We start from the raw sequence: 24,824 nt of genomic DNA, 5'->3' as shown, positions 1-24,824 counted from the left end.
GGAGAAGACCACCCGGCGTGCCCTCATGACACAGACGCGGCCCGACGATCCCTCCCGCCTGCCCAAGGCCGAGTTCGCCTTCCCCGGCCCGCTGCGCGACCGGCTCGTCGCAGCGATCCTGGACGGTTCCAAGACGTCGACGACCGGGCTCGTCGTCGACTACGAACACGAGGGCGAGGCCCTACCGGAAGTCGGCAGCCACTCGGTGGTCGTCGACTCCGACGACCGGCCGGTCGGCATCATCGAGGTCACCGGCGTACGAGTCGTCCCGCTGGCCGACGTGGACCTCGCCCACGCGCTCGACGAGGGCGAGGACTACGCCGACGTGGCCGCCTGGCGGGCCGGTCACGAACGGTTCTGGCACAGCGACGGGATGCGGACGGCCCTGGACGACCCCGGGTTCACCGTGGACGACTCGACGATGGCGGTGCTGGAACGCTTCCGCCTGGTGGCGGACCTGCGTACGGGTCCGGGCGGGGGTCCGGGTCCGGGCACGGGTCCGGCTGTCTGATCAGGCAGCCGGGCGCGTACCCGTACTCGCACCAGCTCCCGTGCTCGTCACCAGGCGCGCGGCTGCGACCCCGGTGAGGACAAGCAGCCCGACCGCCGTCCCGAACGCCGCCTCCGCCCCGCCCAGCACCGTCCCCGCCCGCAGGAACACCCCGCCGAGCAGGGCCACTCCGAGCGTGCCGCCCAACTGCTGTACGGCGTTGAGGAGTCCGGACGCCGAGCCCGTCTCGTGCGGGCGCACCCGGTGCAGGGCGGCGGTGAAGAAGGGGACGACGAACAGGCCCTGGCCCACCCCGCAGACGGCCAGGGCCAGGAGCAACGGCCACGAGTAACGAGCCCCGGAGGCGGGGGAATTGGCGTACGCGACGATGGCCGCCACCGCGCCCACCCCGAGCGTGCCCAGTCCGGCGTACATCACCCGCGCTCCGTAACGCGGCACGAGCCGGGCGCCCGCCACCAACGACGAGACGGCCATCGCGGCAGACCACGGCACGAGGGACAGTCCGGCCGCCAACACCCCGATGTGCGCGCCGAGTTGGAGTTGCAGCACGACGACCAGCAGCAGGCCGTTGACGGTGGCGAAGAAGAGCAGCGAGCAGACGAGGGCGGCCGGGAAGCCCCGGTTGCCGAGGAGCAGGCTCGGCTCGACGAGCGGGCTGCGGGAGCGACGGGCGCGGTGACGCTGGTGGAGCACGAAGACACCGAACAGTACGGCCGAGGGGACGAGCCAGGGCCAACTGCCGCTGGTGATCAGGGGGTACGTCAGGAGGCCGACGGCCGCGCTCACCAGTGCCGTACCGGTGAGGTCGAGGCGGGGGCGGGCGGCGGACCGGTCCTCGGGGAGGAGCCGGGCGGCGGCCAGGACGGCGAGGCCCAGCGGGACGTTCACGAGGAAGGCCGCCCGCCAGGACCCGGCGTGCGTGAGCACCCCGCCCAGCACCGGCCCGCACACCGCCGCCAGGCCCATCACCGGTCCGATGCTGCCCATCGCGCGGGCGAGTCCGTCCCCGTCGTACATGGCCCGGATCAGCCCGACCGTCTGCGGTACGACCAGTGCCGCCGCCGCGCCCTGCACGGCCCGCGCGGCGATCAGCGCACCGGCCGAGGGGGCCGCCGCGCAGACCAGCGAGGCGAGGACGAAGCCCGCGACGCCGATCCGGAAGATCCGGCGCCGCCCGGCGATGTCGCCGAGCCGCCCGCCCGTGATCAGCAGCACGGCGAAGGGCAGGGTGTAGGCGGCGCCGTACCACTGGATGTCCGACACCGGCCCGCCGAGCCCGGCGTGGATCGCGGGCGCGGCGACGGTCGTGATCGTGGCGTCGAGGAGGTTCATGGCCTCGGCGATGAGGAGGACGACGAGGCCGGCGTGGGTTCGGGGGCGGGTCTGCGTGTGGGTGTTCGTGTCGGTCGTCATGGGGAGGAGAGTGCGCGCAGGCGGCATGCGGCCTCCATTACTCGCCCCTAGACTGATGATTTCGTCCATACGCAGCCCGCCGCACAAGGATTTCATCCATGCTCGACGCGATCGACCGGGGCCTGGTGCACGCCCTGCACATCGACGGGCGGGCCCCCTTCGCCCGTATCGGTGCCGTGCTCGGGGTCTCCGCGCAGACGGCCGCCCGGCGCTACCGTCGGCTGCGCGGCGAGGCCGGCCTGCGGGTGGTCGGGCTGGCCTCGCCGGGGCACGCGGGGCAGGTCCAGTGGCTGCTGCGGCTGACGGCGGTGCCGCACAGCGCGCAGGACCTGGCCCGCGCACTGGCCCACCGGTCGGACACCTCGTGGGTACGGCTGGCGTCGGGCGGTACGGAGATCCTGGCCGTGGTGCGAACTCCGCTGGACGTGTCGGACGGCCACGCCCTCCTGCTCCACGACATCCCGCGCACCGCCGGGATCACGTCGGTGTCAGCCCACAGTCTGCTGCACACGTATGTCGGCGGGCCGACGACCTGGGGTGGGCGGACGAACGTACTGACGGAGGATCAGGTACGTCAACTGCGTCCGGAGGAGCCCGAGTCGGCGCCGTCCAGTCCACTGACCGAAGCCGACCGCACCCTCCTCGACGCGCTCGCGCACGACGGCCGGGCGAGCCTCGCCTCACTGGCGACCGCCACCGGCTGGTCGCCGACGACTGTTGCCCGGCGGCTGACGGAACTCCGGTCCTCCGGCGCACTGTTCTTCGACATCGACCTGAACGACAGTGTGCTGGGGGCGACTTCGCAGGCGCTGTTGTGGATGTCGGTGGCGCCGGCGGAGTTGGATCGCGTGGCGCGTGCGCTTGCCGAGCATGGGGAGTTGGCGTTCGTCGCGGCGACGACCGGGGGGACGAATCTGGTGGCTCAGGCGGTGTGTGCGGATCCGGCGGCGCTGCATACGTATCTGACGCGGCGCCTTTCCTTGCTTCCCGGCATCCACACGCTGGAGACGGCACCGGTGCTACGCACGGTCAAGGCGGCAGGCCCGTTGACCCGCCGCCCCTGAATTTCTTCGCCCCCGCCGCCCCTACCCGTCCCATCCTTCTGGGGGCTGCGCCCCCAGACCCCCCTTTCGCGCTGAACGCGCTCGTCCTCAAACGCCGGACGGGCTGGAGGGTGCTGGCTGGCGCTGAAATGCGGGAGGGGCGGGGGAAAGGGGTGGGCTGAGCACGGTTGTCCCCGAACGCCGGACGGGGCTTGATCTTTTAGCCCGTCCGGCGTTTGAGGACGAGGCCGTTCAGGCCGAAAGGGGGGTCTGGGGGCGCAGCCCCCAGGGATGGGAACGGGTAGGGGCGGCGGGGGCGAAAGAAACCCAACCCTCGCCTCACCGCCCCGCGCCCACCAGCTCCGCCCCCTCGGGCACCTCCCCTTCCGCCGCCTCCGGCCGCCCCTTCCCCGGCAGCAGGAAAGCGACCAACACCGTCCCCACCCCCAGAATCACCGCCCCGATCAGACTCGTATGGGCCACCGCGTCCGAGAAGGACGAGCCGACCGCGTCGGCCATCTGACGCGCCCCCTGGGCGAGTTGGGCGGCCTGCGTCTTCAACGCGGCCGCCTGTTCGGGCGTCCCCGCGCTCGCCGCCCGCGCCGCAAGCTCCTGAGCCTGCTCGCCGATCACCTGGGCCACCTGGTAACCCGCGCCAACCGAATCCTGCGCCTGGTCAAGTGCGCTCGCAGACAGCTTGCTGCCGGCCGTCGCATCGGTCAGATGAGAGGCGTACGAGGTGGAGAGCAGTGAACCGAGGACCGCGATCCCAAGCGAGCCGCCCAGTTCCAGCGAGGTGTCGTTCACCGCGCCACCGACGCCCAGCTGGGACTCGGGGAACACCCCCATGATCGCGTCCGTGCACGGGGACAGGGCGAGGCCGATCGCGAGGCCGAGGATGACAAGAGGGGCGACGAAATCCCCGTACGACGAACCGGAGTCCACGTGCGAGAGCAGGGCGAGGGCCGCCGTACCGCCGACCATGCCCGCCGTGACCGTGATCTTCATGCCGACGCGCGGGGTGAGGTACCCGGTGAGCGCCGAGCCGACGAAGACCGCGCCCGCGAGGGGCAGCATGCGCAGGCCGGTGTCCAGGGCGTCGTAGCCGAGGACGAACTGGAGGTGCTGCGTGAGGTAGTAGAACGCGCCGAAGACCGCCAGGAAGAAGAGAGCGACCGCGAGGTTCGAGCCCGCGAACCGGCGCTGGGTGAAGCGGCGTACGTCGAGGACCGGGCGCGGGTGGCGCAGCTCCCAGAGCACGAAGAGGACCAGGCCGAGCCCCGCCGTCACCGCCGCCGTGATCGCCTTGACGCCCCACCCGAAGTGCGGCCCCTCGATGATCATGTACACGAGCGCGGCGATCCACACCACCGACAGCAGCCCGCCGACGTAGTCGATCCGGTCCTGGTGGCCTGCCTTGGACGGCGGTACGAGGACGAAGGCGCCGATGATCGCGAGCACGACGATCGGCACGTTGATCAGGAAGGTCGACGCCCAGCCGTGGTTCTCCAGCAGCGCGCCCGCGACCAGCGGACCGGCCGCGATGGCGAGTCCGGCGGTGGCGGTCCACAGGGTGATCGCCTTGGCGCGTTCGGCGCGCGGGAAGGTCGCGGCGAGGAGGGAGAGCGTCGCGGGCATGATCAGCGCGGCGCCGACGCCCATCACGGCACGGGCCACGATGACTCCGGTGCCGCTGTCGACCAGCGACCCGGCGATCGCCCCTCCCCCGAAGACGACAAGGCCGAGCACGAGCGCCCCGCGCCGGCTGTACTTGTCGCCGATCGCGCCGAGCAGCAGCATCAGGGCCGCGTACGGGACGGTGTAACCGTCTATGACCCACTGGAGGTCGGCACTGGACAGGCCCAGGTCCTGGGTCATGTCGGGCGCGGCGACGGTGAGGGCGGTGTTCGCCATCACGATCATCAGCAGGCTGAGGCAGAGGACCAGGAGCGCCCACCAGCGCCGGGCGTAGGGGCGGTCCATCCTCTCGACGGGTTCCGTACGGACGAGTCGTCCGAGTCGCATGGATCGCATGGCTACGGGTCGCCTTCCTCACTGGTTTGACTGGTTTGCCGCTGATCGTTTTGCACACTGACGTGCAGTTGCACAACGATGTGCAATCTACTCCGCTGCACAGTGCTGTGCAAATGAGGAGAGAGGGAGGCACAATGTCAGCCATGACCACGGGCACCAGCAGCCGCGCCGACGCCAACCGCCACCGCATACTCGACGTCGCCCTCGCCGAGCTGTTGCGCGACCCCGACGCCTCGATGGACCAGATCGCGCGCGCCGCAGGTGTCGTACGACGGACCGTGTACGGGCATTTCCCGAGCCGGGAGGCGCTGATCAGCACGCTGCTCGACGGCGCGGTCGAGGCGGTGGCCGCGGCGCACGCCGAGGGGCGCGCGGGTGCGGAGGATCCGGCGGAGTGCGTCGCCCGGACCACGCTCGCCATCTGGCAGGTCGCCGACCGCTACCGGATACTCGTCGGGCTCGCCCAGCGGAGCGTCACCGTGCAGGGCATTCGCGACCGGTTCACCCCGGTCCGCGCGGCCTGTGTCGAGGTGCTCCGGCAGGGCCTGGAGGAGGGCTCGTTCAGCTCACCGCTGCCGGCGCCGGCACTGGCGTACGTGCATGAGCAGATGCTGTTCGCGCTGATGGAGGCGGTGAACGACGGGCTTCTGGCGCCGGAGGAGGCGGGCCGCTCCGCTGCGGTCACCCTGCTGACGACCGCGGGCGTACCCGCCGCCCGGGCCACCGCGCTGGTGGCGGAGCTGAGCGACTGAGACGGCGGTCGTCCGCCGTACCGGTACCGGTACCGGAGACAGGAATGGCCGAGCGGCCAGGCTTCGGGGGAGTGCCTGGCCGCTCGGTGTTTCTCGGGACTCCGGCGGACCTGCCGGGTGCCCGAGGCCGGGCGGCCGGACTACGGGGAGTGTCCAGCCGCTCGGAGATGGTTTGCGGGTATGTCGTCGTTCTCGGCGATCTCGGCGATCACAGCCTGGTCGGCCGCGATGCCGTGCCGACCCGGGACCGGTGCCCCGGAGCAGCGCGCGTACGTACTGGTGCGCGGGCTGCCTTCGATCAGTTGCCGATCGGTTCCGGGCGGTCGACGATCAGTCGTCGGCCGAGCCGCGGTCCCAGTGGCCCGCCGCCCTGGTGTTCCGGGCGGCGACGAGCGGAACGGCGTCCGTGCCGCCACCGGTCGGGTCCGCCGACCGGGCGGCTGAGAGACGGGGGAGAATCTCAGCCGCCCGGAGCCGATGGGCGGGACGGTCCTGGGGTTCGGACCCGGAGGGCGGATCCGGGGGGGCAGGCCCGGAGGTCGGATCCGAAGGCCGGACCCGCAGACCGGACCCGGACGCCGGACCCGCAGACCAGACCCGCAGGTCAGGCCCGCAGACCGGAGCTGGAGGCCAGACCCGCAGACCGGACCCGGAGGCCAGACCCGGAGGCCAGACCCGGAGGCCAGACCCGGAGGTCAGGCCTTCGCCAGTTCCTTCTCGCCGCCCTGCTCGGGGATGTCCGCGGAGGCGGAGTCCGTGTCGTCCTCCGGGTGGAAGCCGTCGTGCTCGTCGATGAGTGTCTTCTCGTCGAACGGGTGCCGGCCCGCGAGGACCTCCGCGACGCGCTCCTTGTCGATCTCATTCGTCCAGGTGCCGATCAGGACCGTGGCGACCGCGTTGCCCGCGAAGTTCGTGAGGGCGCGGGCCTCGCTCATGAAGCGGTCGATGCCGACGATCAGGCCGAGACCGTCCACCAGGGCGGGCTTGTGCGACTGGAGGCCGCCGGCCAGGGTCGCGAGACCGGCGCCGGTGACACCCGCCGCGCCCTTCGAGGCGACGAGCAGGAAGAGCAGCAGCGGGATTTGCTCACCGACCGACATCGGCGTACCCATGGCGTCGGCGATGAACAGGGACGCCATGGTCATGTAGATCATGGTGCCGTCGAGGTTGAACGAGTAGCCGGTCGGGACGGTGATGCCGACGACCGGCTTGCTGACGCCCAGGTGCTCCATCTTCGCGATGAGGCGCGGCAGCGCCGACTCGGAGGACGAGGTGGAGAGGATCAGCAGGAACTCGCGGCCCAGGTACTTGAAGAGCGAGAGGACGTTGAGGCCCGTGAAGATCTTCAGCAGCGCGCCGAGCACGAGGAAGACGAAGAGGAAACAGGTGAGGTAGAAGGACAGCATCAGGACGGCGAGCTGCTTGAGCGCGTCGACACCGGCGGACCCGGTCACCGCGGCCATGGCACCGAACGCACCGACGGGCGCGGCCCACATGACCATGCCGAGGATGCGGAAGACGAGCCGCTGGATGTGCTCGACACCGCGCAGGATCGGCGCACCGGTCGAACCCATGGCCTGGATCGCGAACCCGGCGAGCAGCGCGATGAGCAGCGTCTGGAGCACCTCGCCGCCGGTGAAGGCGGAGACGAACGTGGTCGGGATGATCCCGAGGAGGAACTCGGTGGTGTCCTTGGCCTCGGCCGAGACCTGCGCCTGGCCGGTCTCCTTGACGGCGTCGGTCAGCGCGAGGCCGGTGCCCGGCTCGATGATGTTGCCGACGACCAGGCCGATGCCCAGCGCGACGAACGACATGAGCACGAAGTAGCCGAGCGCGATGCCGCCCACCTTGCCGACCTTCGCGGCCTTCCGTACCGAACCGATGCCGAGCACGATCGTGCAGAAGATGATCGGCGAGATCATCATCTTGATCAGGTTGACGAAGCCGGTTCCGATCGGCTTCAGCTCCACGGCGAAGTCGGGGGCGATCAGACCCACGGCGATACCGGCGGCCACCGCGGCGATGACCGCGATGTAGAGGTAGTGGGTACGGTCCCGCTTCGCGGCGGGTGCGGCAGGTGCCGTTGAGGATGAGGTGGCCACGGCTGCCCTCCTTGACGTCGTCGTCGGCATCACCGGCGTGCGGCTCACGTCCGGGAGATGGGGAGAAAGTTGTGCTGGGGATGCGGTGGTGCTTCGGGGTCGCGGGCGGCGACCGAAAACGGGCCAAGACCCGTGAATCGCGTCCCTGCGATGCGGTGACTATCTAACGGCTTGTGAGGGCGGTCACCCTTCCGTTCATTTAGTTCACACTTATAAGGAGAGGCAGACTGACACCATGCACTTCCCCCGCGTCCCCGGACCCCGCAGTCTGGCCGCCCAGCTGTTCGCGATGCAGGCCGTGCTGATAGCGGTCGTGGTGGCCGGATGTGCGCTGTTCACGTACGTCAGTGACCGCAGCCAGGCCGAGGACGCGGCGGGCCGCCAGGCGATGGCCGTCGCCCGTTCGGTCGCGGACGCCCCCTCGGTGCGCGAGGCGATCCGCACCGCCCCCGAGCCGACGAAGCTCCTCCAGCCGTACGCCCTCCAGGTGCAGCGCGACACGGACGTCGACTTCATCACGATCATGAACCCCGGGGGCATCCGCTGGACCCACCCCGACCCGGACCAGATCGGTCAGCGCTTCCTCGGGCACCGGGAGCGCGCGCTGCGCGGCGAGTCGTTCACGGAGACCTTCTCCGGCACGCTCGGCCCGTCCGTCCGCGCGGTCACCCCGATCCACGACGGCGACCGGATCGTCGGGCTGGTCAGTGCGGGCATCCGGGTCGAGGAGATAAGCGCCCGGGTCCAGGACCAGGTCACGGCGCTGTTCGGGGTCGCGGCGGGCGCGCTGGCGCTGGGCGCGGTGGGCACGTACGTCATCAACGCGCGGCTGCGTCGCCATACGCACGGGATGAACGCGGCCGAGCTGAGCCGTATGCACGACTACCACCAGGCCGCCCTGCACGCCGTACGCGAGGGGCTGCTGATGCTGGACGGGCAGTACAGGGTGGCGCTGATGAACGACGGCGGCCGGGAGCTGCTGGGCGTCCCGGACGAGGACGAGGGGGAGGTCGTCGGCCGGTCCGTGGCCGAGCTGGGGCTGCCCGCGCCGCTGACGGGCGCGCTGCTGTCGGCCGAGCCGCGCGTCGACGAGGTGCATCTGACGGCCGACCGGGTGCTGGTGGTCAACACGTCTCCCGTGTCGAGCGGCGAGCGCAGAGGGACGGTGGTGACGCTGCGCGACGTGACGGAACTCCAGTCCCTGATGGGCGAGTTGGACTCCGAACGCGGCTTCACACAGGCGCTGCGCTCGCAGGCGCACGAGGCGGCGAACCGGCTCCACACGGTCGTGTCGCTGATCGAGCTGGACCGGGCGGAGGAGGCCGTGGACTTCGCGACCGCCGAACTGGAACTGGCCCAGGCGCTCACCGACCAGGTGGTCGCGGCGGTCAGCGAGCCGGTCCTGGCCGCCCTGCTGCTCGGCAAGACGGCACAGGCGAACGAGCGGGGCGTGGAGCTGGTGGTGTCGGAGGACAGCAGCCTCGACGACGGCCTCCTCCCCGACACCCTGCCGTCCCGCGACCTGGTCACCATCCTGGGCAACCTCATCGACAACGCGGTGGACGCGGCACAGGGAGGTACGGGCGCATCCCGGGTGACGGTGACGGCCCTCACGGAGGACTCCCTGCTGGTGCTGCGCGTCTCCGACACGGGCGCGGGCGTCGACCCGGCGCACACGGAGGCGGTCTTCCAGCGGGGCTTCACCACCAAGCCGGCGGGACCGGGCGGACGGGGTCTGGGTCTGGCACTCGTACGACAGGCGGTGGCCCGGCACGAGGGGACGCTGACGGTGTCGGAGGCGGCGGGAGGAGGGGCGGAGTTCGAGGTGCGGCTGCCGTTGCCTAAGGTTGCGGCGCCGACGGGGGCCGCCGGGGCGGCCAGGTCCAGTGGGCCCGCCCGACCCGATCGGCCCGCCGAACCGACCGGACCCGGACCCGCACTCGCCGAGCCCGCCGAGCCCGCCTTGCCTGGAGGGGACGTATGACCGACCCCAGAGACACGAAGCACAGAGATACGACGACCGACCCGATCCGCGTTCTCGTCGTGGAGGACGACCCGGTCGCCGCCGACGCGCACGTCATGTACGTGGGCAGGGTGCCCGGGTTCACGGCCGTCGGCAAGGCGCACACGGGCGCGGAGGCCCGGCGCGCGCTGGACCGTACGCCGGTCGACCTGCTCCTCCTCGACCTGCACCTGCCGGACGGGCACGGACTGCAACTGGCCCGCTCGCTCCGGGCGGCCGGCTACCACGCGGACGTCATCGCGGTGACGTCGGCGCGGGACCTGGCGGTGGTGCGGGAGGGGGTGTCGCTGGGCGTCGTCCAGTACGTACTCAAGCCCTTCACCTTCGCGACCCTGCGGGACCGGCTGGTCCGGTACGCCGAGTACCACGCGGCGGCGGGCGAGGCGAGCGGCCAGGACGAGGTCGACCGCGCCCTGGCGAGCCTGCGCGCACCGGGCCCCGCCGCCCTCCCCAAGGGCCTGAGCGCCCCCACCCTGGAACGGGTCACGGTCACCCTCCGGGCCAGCGCGGAAGGGCTCACCGCGGCGGGGGTCGCCGAGGAGGTCGGCATCTCGCGCATCACGGCCCGGCGTTACCTGGAACACCTGGTGGACGCGGGGCGGGCGGCGCGGGCCCCGCAGTACGGGCAGGTGGGGCGGCCGGAGTTGCAGTACCGGTGGGTGCGGGGGCAGCAGTAGTAAAGAGGAGGAGGGGCTCAGGAGTTGGGGCGGGCGTAGGCCACGACTTGGGCGGCGAGCCCGGCGACACCGACTGCCTCGACGACGGAGAGCACAAGGAGTCCGGCGCTGATGTCGCCGGCGCCCCAGTAGACGGTGAGCCCGGCAAGCGGAACGACGCAGAAGGCGAGCAGATCCACGGCGAGTTGGACAGCCTTGCGGGAGCGGCGCCAGGTGTCGGAGCGATGGGCGGACTCCCAGCCGAAGGCGCTCTGTTCCGAGGTGAGTTGAGCAAGCAGTCCAAGCCGGGGCCCCAACTCCTCCCTCACATACGTACCGATCGCGGAGATCTTCTGGTCGTTGATGAGATAGGTCCACCCGAGGACGACGCACACGGGTGGGAGGGCGAGCAGCATGACGGGCTGCCCGGCCTGTGCGGTGGCCGCGAGGACGGCGGCGACGACGGTGAGGGTGACGTAGAGAAGGTTGTCCCGGAAGCCGATGCGGGTCTTCTGCTCGTCCTTGAGGACCGTGTACTCGGCGAGCAGAAGCTGCCCGAGGGTGACGCCTGTTCCCGGTGATGACGGCGACTCCGGTGATTCCGGCACGGTTCTTCCTTCCCATGGCCACGCGGGCTTACGTTCACCGAGCAGCCATACAGGCCATACAGGCGTTCAGGCCAGTAGGAGGTCGTGCTCGTGCGCCCCACCGCAGCCCGCACAACTACCCCATTATCCCTGCTCGTTGCCGCCACCCTCACCCTCGCCGCCGGTTCCCTGACGGCCTGCGGCGGAGGCTCGGGCAGCGATCCGGACACGGTGAGGATCTCCTTCAAGCAGTCGACGGACAACTCCATCAAGGTGATGGACACGTATCTCGCGGACATCAAGAAGCAGTTCGAGAAGGCCAACCCCGGCAAGAAGGCGGAGCTGGTCCCGATCAAGGCCCCGGACTCGGAGTACTACACCAAGGTCCAGCAGATGCTCCGCTCCCCCAAGACGGCCCCCGACCTGGTCTACGAGGACACGTTCCTCATCAACTCGGACATCACCAGCGGGTACTTGAAGCCGCTCGACTCCTACCTCGCGAAGTGGCCGGACTGGAACCAGTTCATCGACACGGCGAAGACGGCGGCCAAGGCGGAGGACGGCAAGACGTACGGAGTCCCGGACGGCACGGACACGAGGGGGTTGTGGTTCGACAAGGCGATCTTCAAGAAGGCGGGCCTGCCTGAGGCATGGCAGCCAAAGACATGGGAGGAGGTCCTGTCGGCGGCCCGCACGATCAAGGAGAAGGTGCCGGACGTCATCCCCCTGAACGTCTACACGGGCAAGCCGGCGGGCGAGGCGGCGACGATGCAGGGCTTCGAGATGCTGCTGTACGGCACGGGGAGCGAGGGCGGTGCGGACCCCCTGTACGACAGCTCGTCGAAGAAGTGGATCGCCGGGAGCCAGGCCTTCAAGGACGCCCTGACCTTCGTCGAGACGGTGTACGAGGAGAAGCTGGGCCCGGACGTGTCGGATGCCCTCGACCCCAACGTCGCGACCCGTGTCCGGGGCGAGTGGCTCCCCCAGGGCAAGCTGGGCATCAACCTCGACGGCTCCTGGCTCCCGCAGGACTGGCTGCCGGGCAGCGGTCACGAATGGCCGGAGTGGTCGACGAAGCTGGGCCTGGCGGCGATGCCGACGCAGACCGGCCAGGCGCCGGGCAAGGTGAGCATGTCGGGCGGCTGGACCTGGGCGATCCCGTCGAAGGCGGCCAACCCGGACCTGGCCTTCGAGTTCATCAAGACGATGCAGACGAAGGCGAACGCCCAGAAGTGGTACGTGGCCAACTCGGGCATAGCGGTACGGGAGGACGTGGCGGCCGACCCCGCCTACGTCGACGCCCAACCCGGCATCAAGTTCTTCACGGACCTGGTGGCGAGCACGCACTACCGCCCGGCGTATCCGGCGTACCCGAAGGTCTCGACGGCCATCCAGGAGGCGATGGAGGGCGTGACGACGGGTGACGCGTCGGTGGAGGAGGCGGCGAGCGCGTACGACGAGGCGCTGAAGTCGGCGACGGGCGACCAGGTAGTAGAGAAGCGGTGAGGGCAGCAGGACGTTCCCTGCCTCGAACACTGACTCGGGCACTTCCGGTCACCCCGGCGGCGGTCCTGCTCCTCCTCTTCCTCGCGGGCCCGATCGCGTACTGCGCCTACATCGCGTTCACGGACCTCCAGTTGACGGGTCAGGCGGAGTCGTCGTTCGTGGGCTTCGAGAACTTCCGGACGGCGTTCAAGGACAAGGCGTTCCTGAACGCGGTCTGGCTGACGCTGGTGTTCACGGTCCTGTCCTCCCTGATCGGCCAGAACACACTGGGCCTGGCACTGGCGGCACTGATGCAACGGGCGTCGAAGCCGGTACGGACGCTGGTGGGCGGGATCGTGATCACGGCGTGGGTGCTGCCGGAGGTGGTGGCGGGTTTCCTGCTGTACGCGTTCTTCAGGAGAGAGGGCACCCTGAACGCGATCCTGGACTGGCTCCATCTCCCGTCCCAGAACTGGCTGTTCACGCTGCCGATCCTGGCGGTGTCGTTCGCGAACGTGTGGCGGGGTACGGCGTTCTCGATGCTGGTGTATTCGGCGGCGCTGAACGAGATCCCGAAGGAGATCACGGAGGCGGCGGAGGTGGACGGCGCGGACGGCTGGCGCCGCCTGTGGCACATCACGCTGCCGATGATCCGCCGCTCGATCGGCACGAACCTGATGCTGAACACGCTGCAGACGCTTTCGGTGTTCGGCCTGATCTGGGTGATGACGAGGGGAGGCCCAGGGAACAGAAGCCAGACGCTGCCCCTGTTCATGTACGAACAGGCCTTCCAGAAGAGCATGATCGGCTACGGCACGGCGGTGGCGCTGCTGTTGCTGGTGGTCGGCTCGCTGTTCTCGGTGGTTTATATGCGGCTGCTGCGGACGGAGGTATGAGATGACGTCAGTGTCACGCCGCACGAACCGCCGGTTGGCGGCGGATGCGGGCTTGTTGGCGGTCGCGGCGGCTTTCGTGCTTCCGCTGGCGTGGGTCGTGCTGTCGGCACTGGATCCGAGGGCGGATCTAAGGGTACGGATCCCGGACGGCCTGACGTTCGGAAACTTCGACGCGGTACTGACGGAGGACGTCACATTCACTCCGCTGCTCAACAGCCTGATCCTGTGCGGAGGCGGGACACTGCTGACGGTGGTGTGCGCGGCACTGGCGGCGTATCCGTTGTCGCGATTCCGGTCACGCTTCAATCGCCCGTTCCTGCTGACGATTCTGTTCGCTACGTGTCTGCCGATCACGGCAATCATGGTTCCGGTGTACGCGCTGTTCGTACGGGTGAACCTGATCGACACCATGCAAGGCACGATCTTCTTCTTCGCGGCGTCTCAACTCCCGTTCGCCGTATGGCTGATGAAGAATTTCATGGATGGCGTGCCGAAGGAACTGGAGGAGGCGGCTTGGACGGACGGGGCTTCGTCGTTCCAGTCGTTGGTGCGGATCGTGCTGCCGCTGATGGGTCCGGGGGTGGCGGTGGTGACGGTCTTCTCGTTCGTGATGATGTGGGGGAACTTCTTCGTCCCGTTCATGTTGCTGCTTACACCGGATCAGATGCCGGCGAGCGTGAGCATCAATGATTTCTTCGGGAATCGGGGGACGGTTGTCTATGGGCAGTTGGCTGCGTTTTCGGTTATTTACTCGACGCCGGTGATTTTGTTGTATGTGGGGGTGGCGCGGCGGGTGGGTGGGGGGTTTGCTTTGGGTGGGGCTGTTAAGGGGTAAAAGGTGGGGGCGGAGCCGCTTCTATTACTGCTGCTCGGCTCGGGTGCGGGCTTGGACGGCTTCGCCAGCGTCGCCAGCCCTGCTGTAGGCGTCGGCAGCCTGGAGCAGGCAGGCGCGCGCCTCAACGAGGCGGTTGGCGGATTTGTGGATGCGGGCGAGGTTGTACAGGGTTTGACCCATCGAGTACCAATCCTCGACCTCCTCGAAGCCCTCCAGCGCCCTGGCGAACCCCTCGACCGCCTCCGCTACCCTGTCCACTTCCCCCAGGATGAACCCGAGGTTGTTCCACGCAATGGCCTCGCGGCGGCGGTCCCCTACAGCCTGGCACAAGTCTCGGGCCAGGCTGTAGGCATCGATCGCCTCCGCCACCCGACCTGCCTTTCGCAGGGCGACGCCAAGGCCATTCATCGCGATGGCCTCGCCTGAGCGGTCCCCAGTAGCCTGGTACAGGTCACGGGCCTGGGTGTGCGCCTCGATCGCCTCCGCCACCCGACCTGCCTCCCGCAGGGCGACGCCAAGGTTGTTCCAAGCGATGACCTCGCGGTGACGGTTTCCGACAGCCTGGTGCAGGTCGCGGGCGTGAGTGTGCGCCTCGATCGCCTCCGCCACCCGACCAGCTCCTCGCAGAGCCATGCCGAGGTTGTTCCAGGCAACGGCCGCGACAGTACGGTCCTCGGAGCGACTGACGGCCTCGAGCGCAGCCCGGCTTACAGCAACCCAGTCATCGAAAAACCGCCGCCAGTCCAGGTAAACCGCCAGGCATGACGCTAGCCGCATCGCCATGTCCGCGAATCGCTCGCGCTCCCCCCACCCAGCCGCCGCCACCAGACCTGCACGCTCCCTATCCAGCCACCCCAACGCTTCGCCCCGCCCTCCGAACTGCCCCGGCAGCGCCATCCCCGGCAACCACCGCAACCAGGCATCGGCCGAATAGGCCAACGCGTGATAGAAGTTCAGCACCCTCGCCCGTGCCGCCTCCCCTTCCTCCACCAACCCTGTATCCGCCGCCACCGCACCGACCCCAAATGCCCGCACCAAGTCATGTAACCGCCACCGTCGATGCCCGCTCTCCCGCCCCCGCTCAACGAGATGTGCGCGGAGTAGGGCCTCCAGTGCCTGGTGCGGAGGAGAGTCCATCCCGACAAGAGCGGCAACGACCTCGTCGCTCGCATCGGGCCCAGGTGCGAGTGCCAACAGCCTCAACACACGGGCCTGATCGGGCGGTAGCCGCTTGTACGACAGGTCGAAGGCCGCGCGGACGCTGCGCTCACCGTCATAGAGGTTGCCGAGCAGGTCGCGGGAGTCGGCAATTTCGCCGGTGAGTTCGACAACCGGCTTCTCCCGGTCCACCACCAGCAGCGCCGCCGCAATCTGGAGGGCCAGCGGCAGATGTCCGCAGAGGGCGGCGAGGCGCGCGGCCTCCTCTGAACTGTCCGAGACACGGCTGTCGGCAGGAGAAGCGGTCCGCAAGGCACGGTCGAGCAGGTCGTACGCCTCCGCAGGCGTCAACTCGTCCAACGCCAGTAGCCGTGCCCCCAGTTGGGGCAGTCGGTCACGGGAGGTGACCAGCAGCCGGTGTCCCGCGTCACCACCGGGAAGCAGAGGCCGTACCTGGGTGGGCGAAGACGCATTGTCGGCCAGGACAAGCACAGCCCCCTTCTCCCGAGCGCGGTCGGCAAGGGTCGAGCGGTAGAGCACTGCGCGCGCGTCCGGCCCGGCCGGGATGTGCTCCGGCTCCGTACCCAGCGCCCGCAGCAGCGCCTCCAGCGCCTGATCCCCCGTAACAGGTTCCTCGTCGTACCCATGCAGGTCGACGAAGAGCACCCCTCCCGGGAACCAGCCGTACCCACATGCCTCGTACCCCGCCTGTACGGCAAGTGCGGTCTTGCCGATGCCGCCGAGCCCCGAGACCGCCGCGACGACCACGGCCTCGGATCCGCCCCCAGCCACTGCCGGGTCGAACGCATCCAACAACTCCCGGAGTTCAGCCTCCCGCCCGGTGAAGCCGACCGCCCGTGCAGGCAGCGCGTCCAGCGCACGGGGCGCCGGCACGTGCTCGCGGTACACGGCCTTGGCCGTCACCGAGCCCGCAACGCTCGCACCCCGCAGATCGATGTGGTCCCCGTCGTACTCGGTCGCCATCGTGCCGCCCGTCCCCCGTGCCGCCTTCGTACATCGCGCGACATAACGGTACGCCCGCCAAGTACCGTAGAACGGTGCCGGAGACAAAGAGAACCGTTGCCGTCCTCACCGCGCTGTCGCTGGAGTACGACGCAGTGCGGGAGCACCTCACGGACGTCGAGACGCTCACCCACCCGCGCTACGGAACCAAGGCCAAGCTGGGCCAACTCCCGGGCACGCCTTGGCAGGTGGTCCTCGTCAACATGGGCGAAGGCACACTCACGGCGGCGACGCTCACCGAGCGCGTACTGACGTGGCTGGAGCCCGAGGCCGTACTGCTCGTCGGTGTCGCGGGCGGCCTCAAGGACGACATAGGGATCGGTGATGTCGTGGTCGCGACGAAGGTGTACTCGATCCATGGCGGCAAGGAGACCCCCGAGGGTTTTCTGGTCCGCCCGGAGGCCTGGCACGCTTCGCACCGCCTGGAGCAGGCGGCCAGGGAAGCCTTGGGTAACACGTCAGACTTCAAGGCGTACTTCAAGCCGATCGCCGTCGGAGACGTACTCCTCGCGGACAGGAAGTCCAAGCTCGCCCAGCACATCCACAAGCACTACAACGACGCCGCCGCCATCGAGATGGAGAGTTCCGGCGTCGCCAACGCCGTCCAACTCGCCGGTGAGGCCGGCGCGTTGATCATCCGGGGCATCAGCGACAAGGCCGACCCGGACAAGTCCGAGGCGGACAAGGCGGGTTCGCAGCCCCGGGCCGCAGGGAATGCGGCGGCGGCTGCCGTGGCCGTACTCCGAGAGCTGACTCCGAAACAGACCACCGACCTCCGGGAGGGTCCCTTTCGCGGCGAGACCTACGGAGGGGACCACTTCGACTTCCGGCAGAGCACGTTCAACGGCTCCTTCGTCGCGAAGTTCGTCGGACACCGGCCCGGCGACGAGGACGGCAGGTAACCAGGACCCTGGACTCGGCGTAGGCCATTCCCACGGCCCGGTCCCGGTGGCGACCGCGACCCTGCCGCTCCGGCCTGCCGGTTTCACAGGACGAGTCGCAGATCTGGGCCGCCTACTGCCTCACCTCGAACCCGCCCCGGAGGGTACGAGCGCGCGCCCGATCCTCATCTTCGCCGTCACGGGCATGGGCGGCATTGGGAAGACAGCACTGGCGCTGGAGGCCGCTCACCGGGTGGTTTCGAAGGGCCTGTTCCCTGGGGGCACCCTCTTCGTCGACCTGCGCGGCTACGACGACAACCCGGTCACCGCGGACCAGGCGGTCCTAGCCCTGCTGGACGCGCTCGGCGTACGAGGCTCGGACCTGCCGCCGACGGCAACACGCCAGTACGACGCCTATCACGCCCTCCTCGCCGAACGGCAGCAACGGACGCTGCTGATCCTGGACAACGTCTCGGATCCGGCCCAGTTCCTGACCCTGCTCCCTACCTCGGACCATCACCGGGTACTGATCACCTCCCGCAACCGTCCGGACGGGCTTCGGGTACGCCTCATCGACCTCGAAGCGCTGACCCCGGCCGAGTCCTCCGCGCTGATCACCGGTGCCCTGCACGACGCCGACGAACGCGACGACCGTCCGACCCGCGAGCCGGACGCCCTGCGTGAACTGACCGACCTGTGCTGTCACTTGCCCCTCGCCCTCCAGATCGCGGCGGCGATGCTGCGCCGGCGCCGCCATCGCGGTATCGCCTCGCTGGTGGCGGAGATCAAGGGAGCGGAGGACGCCACGACCGCGTTCGACCGGGGCGACCTCGGTACGGATCAGTACGGCCGCTCACTCGCCCTCCGCCCGGTCCTGGAGACCTCCTACCACCGCCTCCCGGCCGACCAGGCCCGCATGCTGCGCCTGCTCGCCCTCGCCCCGGCGCCGGAGACCGGCACGGACGCGGTGGCAGCGCTGGCGGACCTCGACACGGACTCCGCCCTGACTTTGCTGGAAGAGTTGGCAGCAACTCATCTCGTCACAGCGGTTCCTGGTGGGGACGACCCCCGTGCCGTCCCGCGTTGGCGGTTGCATGACTTGGTGCGGGTGTTTGGAGCACGTGTGGTAGCTGGGGATGCAGGATTGAGGGAGGAGGGGGTGGCGGCGCGGGAGCGGGTGCTGGCGTTCTTCTGGCGGTGGGCGGATGCGGCCGATGACTGGTTGCGGTGGCTGCCGGGGGATGCGGTACCGGGGTTGTTCGGGGGGCGGGGGGAGGCGTTGGTGTGGTTGGACGGTGAGCGTGCGGGGTTGGTGGGGGCGGTGCAGTGGGCGGTGGAGGAGCGGTTTGCGAGTACTGCGGTGAGGCTGGCCGCGTGTCTGGGGGAGTATTTGCACTGGCGGCGGTATTTCGATGACTGGGTCAATGTGGGTGTGGCTGCCTGTGCGGGTGCCCGTCTCATCGGGAACCCGAAGAGTGTGGCCGGGGCGTTGGGTGACCTCGGAACTGCCTTGCGGGAGGTGGGTCGGGTGGAGGAGGCGATCGATGCCTACACTCGGGCCCTCGACCTGGACCAGGCGGCCGGGGACCGCCACAGCGAGGGCATGTCGTGGACCAAACTCGGCGTCGCCTTGCGGGAGGCGGGTCGGGTGGAGGACGCGATCGACGCCCACACACGCGCCCTCGACATCTTGCAGGCTGCCCAGGACCGCCACAGCGAGGGCACGGCGTGGAACAACCTCGGCATCGCTCTGGAGAAGGCGGGCCGGGTGGAGGACGCGATCGACGCCCACACACGCGCCCTCGACATCTTGCAGGCTGCCCAGGACCGCCACAGCGAGGGTAGAGCGTGGCACAACCTCGGCAGTGCCTTGCGGGCGGCGGGCCGGATGGAGGAGGCGATCGAGGCTTACGGCAGGGATGTGGAGATCTGCCGGGAGTTCGAGGACTGGTACGGCGCGGGCGTGACCTTGCACAACCTGGCCCACGCCTACAAGGTGGCCAGCCGCCCCGCCGAGTCCCGCGATGCCTGGCTCCGGGCCGCCGACGCCTACACCCAGGCCGGAGCCACCGAGGAAGCAGCCAAAGCCCTAGCCCGCGCGGAAGAAGCAGCAGGCACCGCAGCCCGGCAATAACCACCAGCTCCAGGCCCCCCTTACCTCACCCCACTCGCGCAAATTCACTCGCCTCCGCCCAAGGCAGCACAGCCCACATCCGAGTCCCACCTCCCGGCTCCCGAGCCTCCCCAAACCCCCACTCCCCACCCCACCCCTCCACCACGCACCCCAAAACCCGCAACGCATCCCCCCGTCGCTCATCGCAAGCCGCAGCCAGCCGGGGATGCACATGCCGCCGATGCCCGTCATAAAGCACCACCTGCACCTCCCCCTCCCACCACCGCAACGACAGATACACCGGCCCATCCCCACCGAACCGAAACGCACAAGCCGTCAACTCCCCCACCACCTGCACCGCAACGTCCGCCATCTCCTCCAGCCCATGCGTCTGGAGGACAACCCGAGTGGCGGCCCGGGCAACCCGCGAACTCACCGCCTCGGCAGGCAGGGTGAAGCCGTAGACAAGCGAGTCCGGAGACGGCGGCGCCACCTTCGTGAGGTCGGTCGAGACGAGACAGGCCGAGACGGCGAGCGATGAGGACATGGTGAACTCCCTTTCTGCACAGTGGACTTGATGAAGCCGACGTAGACCCGACCAGTGGCCTGTCTCCCTGGCGCGAGCACACCCCTCCCAGGGAAGGAGGAACGCGGGCAGGCTCACGCGATGCGCTTCCGAGTGATGCCGGGTCGTAAGCGACTGATAACCAACCGTAGCCCAAGATAGGAGTACACGTACTACTCACCGTCAAAGTTCCAGGTGGACCAAGCACGCACCCCAGCGGCAGACTGACCCCGTCACACAGCAGAACGGGGAGGGGCGCATGCCGCCGAGGAACAAGCCGACGGAGCGTCAGAGGCGGTTGGGCGCGGAGTTGCGCAGGATGCGCACATCGGCCGGGATCAAGACGGAGTACGCCGCCCAACTGCTCAACGTCCCCCGCACCAACGTGCCGAACATGGAGTCGGGCCGCTCCGGCATCAGCGCCGACCGCGTACGCACCCTCGCCGCCAACTACGGCTGCGCGGACGCGGAGTTCGTGGAAGCACTCGCCGCCATGGCCACCAGCCGCGAGAAGGGCTGGTGGGAGGAGTACCGGGGCCGACTCCCCGACGGCTTCCTAGACATCGCCGAGATGGAGTGGCACGCCACACGGCTCCGCATCACCGTCAGCGTGCACCTGCCGGGCCTGCTCCAGACCGAGGACCACGCCCGCGCCGTGTTCAAGGCGGTGATCCCACCCCTCCTCGCCCCCGACGTCGACGTGCGCCTGACGCACCGGGTCGACCGGCAGCAGGTGCTCGACCTTACGGAACCCCCGACCCTCGACGTCATCCTCCACGAGGCCGCCCTCCGCATGGAGTTCGGCGGATCCTCCGTCGCCAAGCGACAGTTGGAGCACCTGCTGTACGCCTCCGAGCGCGAGGCCGTGACGATACGCGTGATCCCGTTCAAGGCGGGCGGCTTCCCCGGCGCCGGACAGTCTGTCGTCTACGCCGAGTCGGCCGTCCCCCGCCTCGACACCGTGGAACTCGACAGCACGCACGGCCCGGAGTTCATCGACACCGAGACCCAACTCGCCAAATACCGAGCCCACTTCGACGCGGCCGAAGCCGTCGCGCTCGCCCCCGCGCCCTCGCGGGACTTCATCCGCACCCTCGCCAACGACCTCTAGGAGACCCCGTGCCCGACATCACCTGGGAAGAGCCCTACTGCGGAGAAGGCGCCAACTGCTTCCGCATAGGCACCGACCCCCACAACAACGCCTACATAGCCATCGCAGGCCAAGAAGACACCTACCTCACCGACACCCGAGACGCCCTCCGCACCCTCATCCAGGACATCAAGGCCGGCAAAGCAGACCACCTCCTCTAAGCCGTGCCCGCAGATTTGGAGGTGCTGCTCCCGGCCGTCGTCGAGGACTGCCGCCGTGGCCCCTGGCAAGCCGATGATGTCGGTCAAGCTCCACAGGCCGCCAAGCCGCCAGGCCGCCGCCCGCCTGGGGATCGCCCCCGCGTGGGGCCTCGGAGTGCTGCGAGGCCAGTGCCGCCACTTGGCGGGCGGGGTCGGGCAGGCCCCCGCCACGGTATGGCATCTGCTCGCCGGTCCACCGAGCCACACCCTCATTCATCGCCTGGACCATTCCCCGAGCCGCCGGCTTGCCCAGGATCTGCTGATGCCTCATTCCCCGAAGCATGTGTCCGCCCGCCCCGCGGCGGCAGGGGCCAAGCCCTGCTCTGCCGCCCAGGCGCGCAGTGCGGTTTCGGCTTCCTCGCGGGACTGGGGGCCCCGGTCGATGTGGAGTTGCTGGAGGTGGCGGATGGCCGCGCCTATCGTCCGGCCTTGAGGTATGCCGAGCAGGGTGGTGATCTCCTTGCCGTTGAGGGGCACCGGGACACCGGGCAGCCGCTCGAAGACGGCTCGCTCGGCTGCGGCGTGCTCCTCGGACTCCCGCCTTCCCTGCTCTCTCGCGTGCCACTCGTCGTAGTCGGCCGCGTCGCCCGCCTCCAGCGCGGCCCGGCGCCAGTCCTCCTCGTCCCGTCCTTGGCCGAGGCCCACTTCCACGAACAGGTCACGATGGTCCGGCGCGCCGGGGCCGGCCGACGCCACACCGAGCCGGGCGAGCGCCGCGTTGATCGGCCAGTCCTCCCGCGGACCGCTGAACTCCGAGGCGTGCACTGGCCCCCATTCCCGCACACCGGCCCGCCACAAAGCGGCGACCTGATCCCCGTCGCCGCCCCAGAAGTCCGCCTTCACATGGGCCACCGGCCCGCTCTGTGAGAGGTCACGAAGTATTCGCGGCAGGTCACCGCAGAGCGCGGTGGAAAGCGGCAGCAGCCCCATGCGTTGCCTGAGCGGCGCGACCACCGCCCCGGGCACCCCTTCGGCCCAGCTTCGCAAGCGGTCGAACTCACCCACGACAGCATCAAGTCGGTACGACATCTGCGCACAGTAGCCACGTTCCCGCAGCGTGGCATCCGTCTCCAACTTGCGGACGGAACCCGGCGCCTCGGCGTATGACCGCCCCGGCGGCAAATATCTCTTCGCCCCGCACTCATACGGCTCGGCGTCCGCGCCCGTCCACCCAGTGGTGCGGGCAACGCACCTGACCGACCACGAGCCCGACACGAGCCCGACACGAGCCTCAGGCGGGCACGCGTCCGAACGGTCCGAAGGGGACGACATGTCGAACAAGTCAGCGAGGCGCGGCGCCCGACTGGGTGGCGCAGCGGCGGTACTGTGCGCGCTCGCCATGACGGTGGGCGCCGCGCCCGCCCAGGCCGCTGCCGAACAGCGGCCCGCAGGCCCGGTGTTCACCACCTGGGCGACGGATGTGAACGTCCGCCAGGACCCGGCCCCGGGTTTCCGCTGCCCCGAGTTCCCCTCGCCCGGCAACTGCCCACAGGTGGTCGGCAAGGCACAGCCGGGCGACCAGCTCGAAGTGACGTGCCAGACGCGGGGTGAGACGGTCGGCGGCAATCCGTACTGGGTCTTCGTGGACAACCGGACCCGGGGCTTCTACGGATGGATGGCGAGCTACTTCATCTCGCACCCGGACAACTGGCTGCCCGGCGTCCCGCAGTGCTACGGGCCCTAACACGCCGGCACGACGCGGACCGGCGTGGCCTCCCCCTCCCCCTGCCCCCGCCCCTCACACCTCAGGCAACACCCCAGGCCGGAACGGCTCCACCCCCACAACCCGCCGCACCCGCGTCACCTCGATCAGCAGCATCACGCGCCGCTCCCCGGGCAGCAGCCACGGATACCGCTCCTCCCCGATGTACTTCTGCGTGAGCCGGTCCATGGACCGTTCCGCCTCCTCGCCCTCCACGAACCGCACCACGCGCCCCCGGATCTCCGCACGGTCGTACGGGTTCTCGGGGTCGTGGTGGGAGAGCGAGACGTTGGGATTGACGCGGAGGTTCTCCTCCTTCACGCGGCCGATGGCCGTGTTGACCATGACGTGGTCGCCCTCGATGTCGACCCACATCGGCGACACCTGCGGCATCCCGTCGGCGCCGACCGTCGCGAGGTGCCAGAAGTTCGGGGCCAGCAGCCGCTCCCGTATGTGCCCCTCGATCTTCGTCACCTTCGCCGCCTTCGCCACTTGCTCCTCCTCCGCCTTGCCACTCACAAGACCACCACCCTCCGAAGCCCAACCACCAAGCGAAATAACGCTGATGGTACGTCAGGAGCCCAACCCCAACAGGCCGCACCGACAGGCCACCCCCACCGCACAGATCGCGCCGCGACTACTCGCCAGTCACCCACCCCACCAAGCCCCAACCACCCCGCACGCACCTTCGACACCCGCTCACAGCACCAGTCCGTCAGCCACCCCAACCACCCGCACCCGAACCACCGAGCCAGCGCGCATATGCCCCACCACCTTGCCGTTCGCACGATCGGACGCCCATGAACAGCCCCTGCCCGGCCACCTGTCCACATCCTTCGGCCAGTCGGGGAGCACCCCCGGCCACCCCCAACCCCGTAGCTTCCTACGATCCGTAATTGTGGCCGAACAGAACGTAGTCACGGCCGCCCAGTAGCCCTAGCTTGTGGCGCGTGCGCCGACCCCCAGTTCCGCCACCGCCCATGTCACCGACACCACCGAACCCGCCCTTCGACGCCCACGCCGCCCGCAGACTCCGTATGGCCCTCGGAATGGGCCCCGAGCACGTCGCGTACGGGATGCGTGTCTCGTACGGGCTGCCGTACATCACGCCCGACCACGTGATCGCCTGGGAGCAAGGCACAATGGCCCCCGGCAGCAGCGAACTCACCGCTCTCGCAGGCGTGTTGTGGTGCGCGCCCTGTGAACTCGTCGGCCGCCCCCGCACCTTGCGCGAGCACCGCGCCGCACGGAACCTCACCGCCGAGGACGTCGCCCAGGCCGTCGGGCTTGAACTCCTCGTCTACATACGGATGGAGGAGAGCGGCGAGTGGCGCGGCACCGAGCGGCAGTCCGCGATCCTCGCCGAGGTGCTCGAACTCTCGCTCGCCGACTTCCTCACCCTCACCGGCCTCGACGGCAAGCTCGCCGGCCTGCTGCGCAGCGCGGTCACGACGCGCTGGCAGGCGTACGTCCGCCCCGTCAACAAGATGGTGCCGCTGAACCGGCGCTTCCTGGAGGGCGTCCTCCAGGAGCTGCACCGCTACTACCAGGGGCAGATGGCCGCCACCATGACCTGGTCGGACGGCTCGGCGGCGACCGAGGCGAGCCACGCCGGACGCGACTTCCTCGACCGGATCGTGGAGCACTTCTGGGCGAGAGTCGACACCAACACCCCGCCCCCGTAAGCACCGCCGC

At 69.5% G+C, this 24,824-nt stretch carries 21 protein-coding genes; 14 read left to right on the top strand and 7 right to left on the bottom strand.

From position 1 onward, the window contains the following. Positions 1-25: 25 nt before the first annotated feature. Positions 26-511 carry an ASCH domain-containing protein gene (locus ACFYXF_RS08850; protein ID WP_389349014.1) on the top strand — a complete coding sequence of 162 codons (486 nt, stop codon included), beginning with the start codon at positions 26-28 and terminating at the stop codon, positions 509-511. On the opposite strand, the gene ACFYXF_RS08845 is transcribed toward ACFYXF_RS08850, so the two are convergent. Next, positions 512-1,924: an MFS transporter gene (locus tag ACFYXF_RS08845; protein ID WP_389348853.1), complete on the bottom strand. Its 1,413-nt coding sequence runs from the start codon at positions 1,922-1,924 to the stop codon at positions 512-514. It lies immediately after the preceding gene. Positions 1,925-2,022: 98 nt separating this feature from the next. Here ACFYXF_RS08845 and ACFYXF_RS08840 point away from each other — a divergent pair, with 98 nt between their 5' ends. Then, positions 2,023-2,988: an Lrp/AsnC family transcriptional regulator gene (locus ACFYXF_RS08840; protein WP_389348852.1), complete on the top strand. Its 966-nt coding sequence runs from the start codon at positions 2,023-2,025 to the stop codon at positions 2,986-2,988. 318 nt (positions 2,989-3,306) lie between these two features. On the opposite strand, the gene ACFYXF_RS08835 is transcribed toward ACFYXF_RS08840, so the two are convergent. Beyond that, the gene (locus ACFYXF_RS08835; protein ID WP_389348851.1) at positions 3,307-4,992 is read right to left on the bottom strand and encodes an MFS transporter; all 1,686 of its coding nucleotides are present in this window, start codon (positions 4,990-4,992) and stop codon (positions 3,307-3,309) included. A gap of 143 nt (positions 4,993-5,135) precedes the next feature. Between ACFYXF_RS08835 and ACFYXF_RS08830 the strand changes: the two genes are divergently transcribed. Beyond that, positions 5,136-5,753 (top strand): TetR/AcrR family transcriptional regulator, encoded by a 618-nt coding sequence (locus ACFYXF_RS08830; RefSeq protein WP_389348850.1) that lies wholly within the window; start codon positions 5,136-5,138, stop codon positions 5,751-5,753. Positions 5,754-6,448: 695 nt separating this feature from the next. Here the strand turns inward: ACFYXF_RS08830 and ACFYXF_RS08825 are convergent. Beyond that, on the bottom strand, positions 6,449-7,885 hold the full coding sequence (locus ACFYXF_RS08825) for a cation:dicarboxylate symporter family transporter (protein WP_389349013.1): 1,437 nt from the start codon (positions 7,883-7,885) through the stop codon (positions 6,449-6,451). Positions 7,886-8,090: 205 nt separating this feature from the next. Between ACFYXF_RS08825 and ACFYXF_RS08820 the strand changes: the two genes are divergently transcribed. Both ACFYXF_RS08820 and ACFYXF_RS08815 read left to right on the top strand, forming a co-directional pair. Then, on the top strand, positions 8,091-9,839 hold the full coding sequence (locus ACFYXF_RS08820; RefSeq protein WP_389348849.1) for an ATP-binding protein: 1,749 nt from the start codon (positions 8,091-8,093) through the stop codon (positions 9,837-9,839). Beyond that, positions 9,836-10,555, top strand: coding sequence for a response regulator (locus tag ACFYXF_RS08815; RefSeq protein ID WP_389348848.1), 720 nt, complete (start codon positions 9,836-9,838; stop codon positions 10,553-10,555). Before ACFYXF_RS08820 ends, ACFYXF_RS08815 begins: the two co-directional genes overlap by 4 nt. A 17-nt stretch (positions 10,556-10,572) precedes the next feature. Here ACFYXF_RS08815 and ACFYXF_RS08810 read toward each other — a convergent pair whose 3' ends face one another. Next, on the bottom strand, positions 10,573-11,142 hold the full coding sequence (locus ACFYXF_RS08810; RefSeq protein WP_389348847.1) for a hypothetical protein: 570 nt from the start codon (positions 11,140-11,142) through the stop codon (positions 10,573-10,575). A gap of 84 nt (positions 11,143-11,226) precedes the next feature. Here ACFYXF_RS08810 and ACFYXF_RS08805 point away from each other — a divergent pair, with 84 nt between their 5' ends. From ACFYXF_RS08805 to ACFYXF_RS08795, 3 genes are read left to right on the top strand one after another with little or no spacing between them, the layout of a single operon-like run. Continuing rightward, the gene (locus ACFYXF_RS08805; RefSeq protein WP_389348846.1) at positions 11,227-12,627 is read left to right on the top strand and encodes an extracellular solute-binding protein; all 1,401 of its coding nucleotides are present in this window, start codon (positions 11,227-11,229) and stop codon (positions 12,625-12,627) included. Next, entirely contained in the window at positions 12,624-13,502 is an 879-nt protein-coding gene (locus tag ACFYXF_RS08800; RefSeq protein WP_389348845.1) for a carbohydrate ABC transporter permease, read from the top strand. Before ACFYXF_RS08805 ends, ACFYXF_RS08800 begins: the two co-directional genes overlap by 4 nt. Before the next feature lies 1 nt (position 13,503). Next, entirely contained in the window at positions 13,504-14,337 is an 834-nt protein-coding gene (locus tag ACFYXF_RS08795; protein WP_389348844.1) for a carbohydrate ABC transporter permease, read from the top strand. A 24-nt stretch (positions 14,338-14,361) separates the two neighbouring features. On the opposite strand, the gene ACFYXF_RS08790 is transcribed toward ACFYXF_RS08795, so the two are convergent. Beyond that, on the bottom strand, positions 14,362-16,479 hold the full coding sequence (locus ACFYXF_RS08790; RefSeq protein ID WP_389348843.1) for a tetratricopeptide repeat protein: 2,118 nt from the start codon (positions 16,477-16,479) through the stop codon (positions 14,362-14,364). Between the two features lie 74 nt (positions 16,480-16,553). Here ACFYXF_RS08790 and ACFYXF_RS08785 point away from each other — a divergent pair, with 74 nt between their 5' ends. The 4 genes from ACFYXF_RS08785 (at position 16,554) to ACFYXF_RS08770 (ending at position 21,388) form a co-directional block, all read left to right on the top strand. Further along, positions 16,554-17,420 carry a nucleosidase gene (locus ACFYXF_RS08785; RefSeq protein WP_389348842.1) on the top strand — a complete coding sequence of 289 codons (867 nt, stop codon included), beginning with the start codon at positions 16,554-16,556 and terminating at the stop codon, positions 17,418-17,420. 184 nt (positions 17,421-17,604) lie between these two features. After that, positions 17,605-19,533 (top strand): tetratricopeptide repeat protein, encoded by a 1,929-nt coding sequence (locus tag ACFYXF_RS08780; RefSeq protein ID WP_389348841.1) that lies wholly within the window; start codon positions 17,605-17,607, stop codon positions 19,531-19,533. 803 nt (positions 19,534-20,336) lie between these two features. After that, entirely contained in the window at positions 20,337-21,188 is an 852-nt protein-coding gene (locus ACFYXF_RS08775) for a helix-turn-helix domain-containing protein (RefSeq protein WP_389348840.1), read from the top strand. Positions 21,189-21,196: 8 nt separating this feature from the next. Continuing rightward, positions 21,197-21,388, top strand: coding sequence for a hypothetical protein (locus ACFYXF_RS08770; protein ID WP_330287699.1), 192 nt, complete (start codon positions 21,197-21,199; stop codon positions 21,386-21,388). Between the two features lie 306 nt (positions 21,389-21,694). On the opposite strand, the gene ACFYXF_RS08765 is transcribed toward ACFYXF_RS08770, so the two are convergent. Then, positions 21,695-22,456 (bottom strand): hypothetical protein, encoded by a 762-nt coding sequence (locus tag ACFYXF_RS08765; RefSeq protein WP_389348839.1) that lies wholly within the window; start codon positions 22,454-22,456, stop codon positions 21,695-21,697. Between the two features lie 241 nt (positions 22,457-22,697). Between ACFYXF_RS08765 and ACFYXF_RS08760 the strand changes: the two genes are divergently transcribed. Next, entirely contained in the window at positions 22,698-23,111 is a 414-nt protein-coding gene (locus ACFYXF_RS08760) for an SH3 domain-containing protein (protein WP_389348838.1), read from the top strand. 54 nt (positions 23,112-23,165) lie between these two features. Here ACFYXF_RS08760 and ACFYXF_RS08755 read toward each other — a convergent pair whose 3' ends face one another. Next, positions 23,166-23,603 carry a PPOX class F420-dependent oxidoreductase gene (locus tag ACFYXF_RS08755; protein WP_389349012.1) on the bottom strand — a complete coding sequence of 146 codons (438 nt, stop codon included), beginning with the start codon at positions 23,601-23,603 and terminating at the stop codon, positions 23,166-23,168. A gap of 506 nt (positions 23,604-24,109) precedes the next feature. Here ACFYXF_RS08755 and ACFYXF_RS08750 point away from each other — a divergent pair. Continuing rightward, positions 24,110-24,814: a helix-turn-helix domain-containing protein gene (locus ACFYXF_RS08750; protein WP_389348837.1), complete on the top strand. Its 705-nt coding sequence runs from the start codon at positions 24,110-24,112 to the stop codon at positions 24,812-24,814. The last annotated feature ends 10 nt before the right edge of the window (positions 24,815-24,824 follow it).

Origin of the sequence: Streptomyces sp. NPDC002680 (assembly GCF_042889145.1) — a bacterium.
GTDB classification, from domain to species: domain Bacteria; phylum Actinomycetota; class Actinomycetes; order Streptomycetales; family Streptomycetaceae; genus Streptomyces; species Streptomyces adonidis.
The sequence above is the reverse complement of the archived record's forward strand: the minus strand, read 5'-3'. Positions and strand labels throughout refer to the sequence as shown.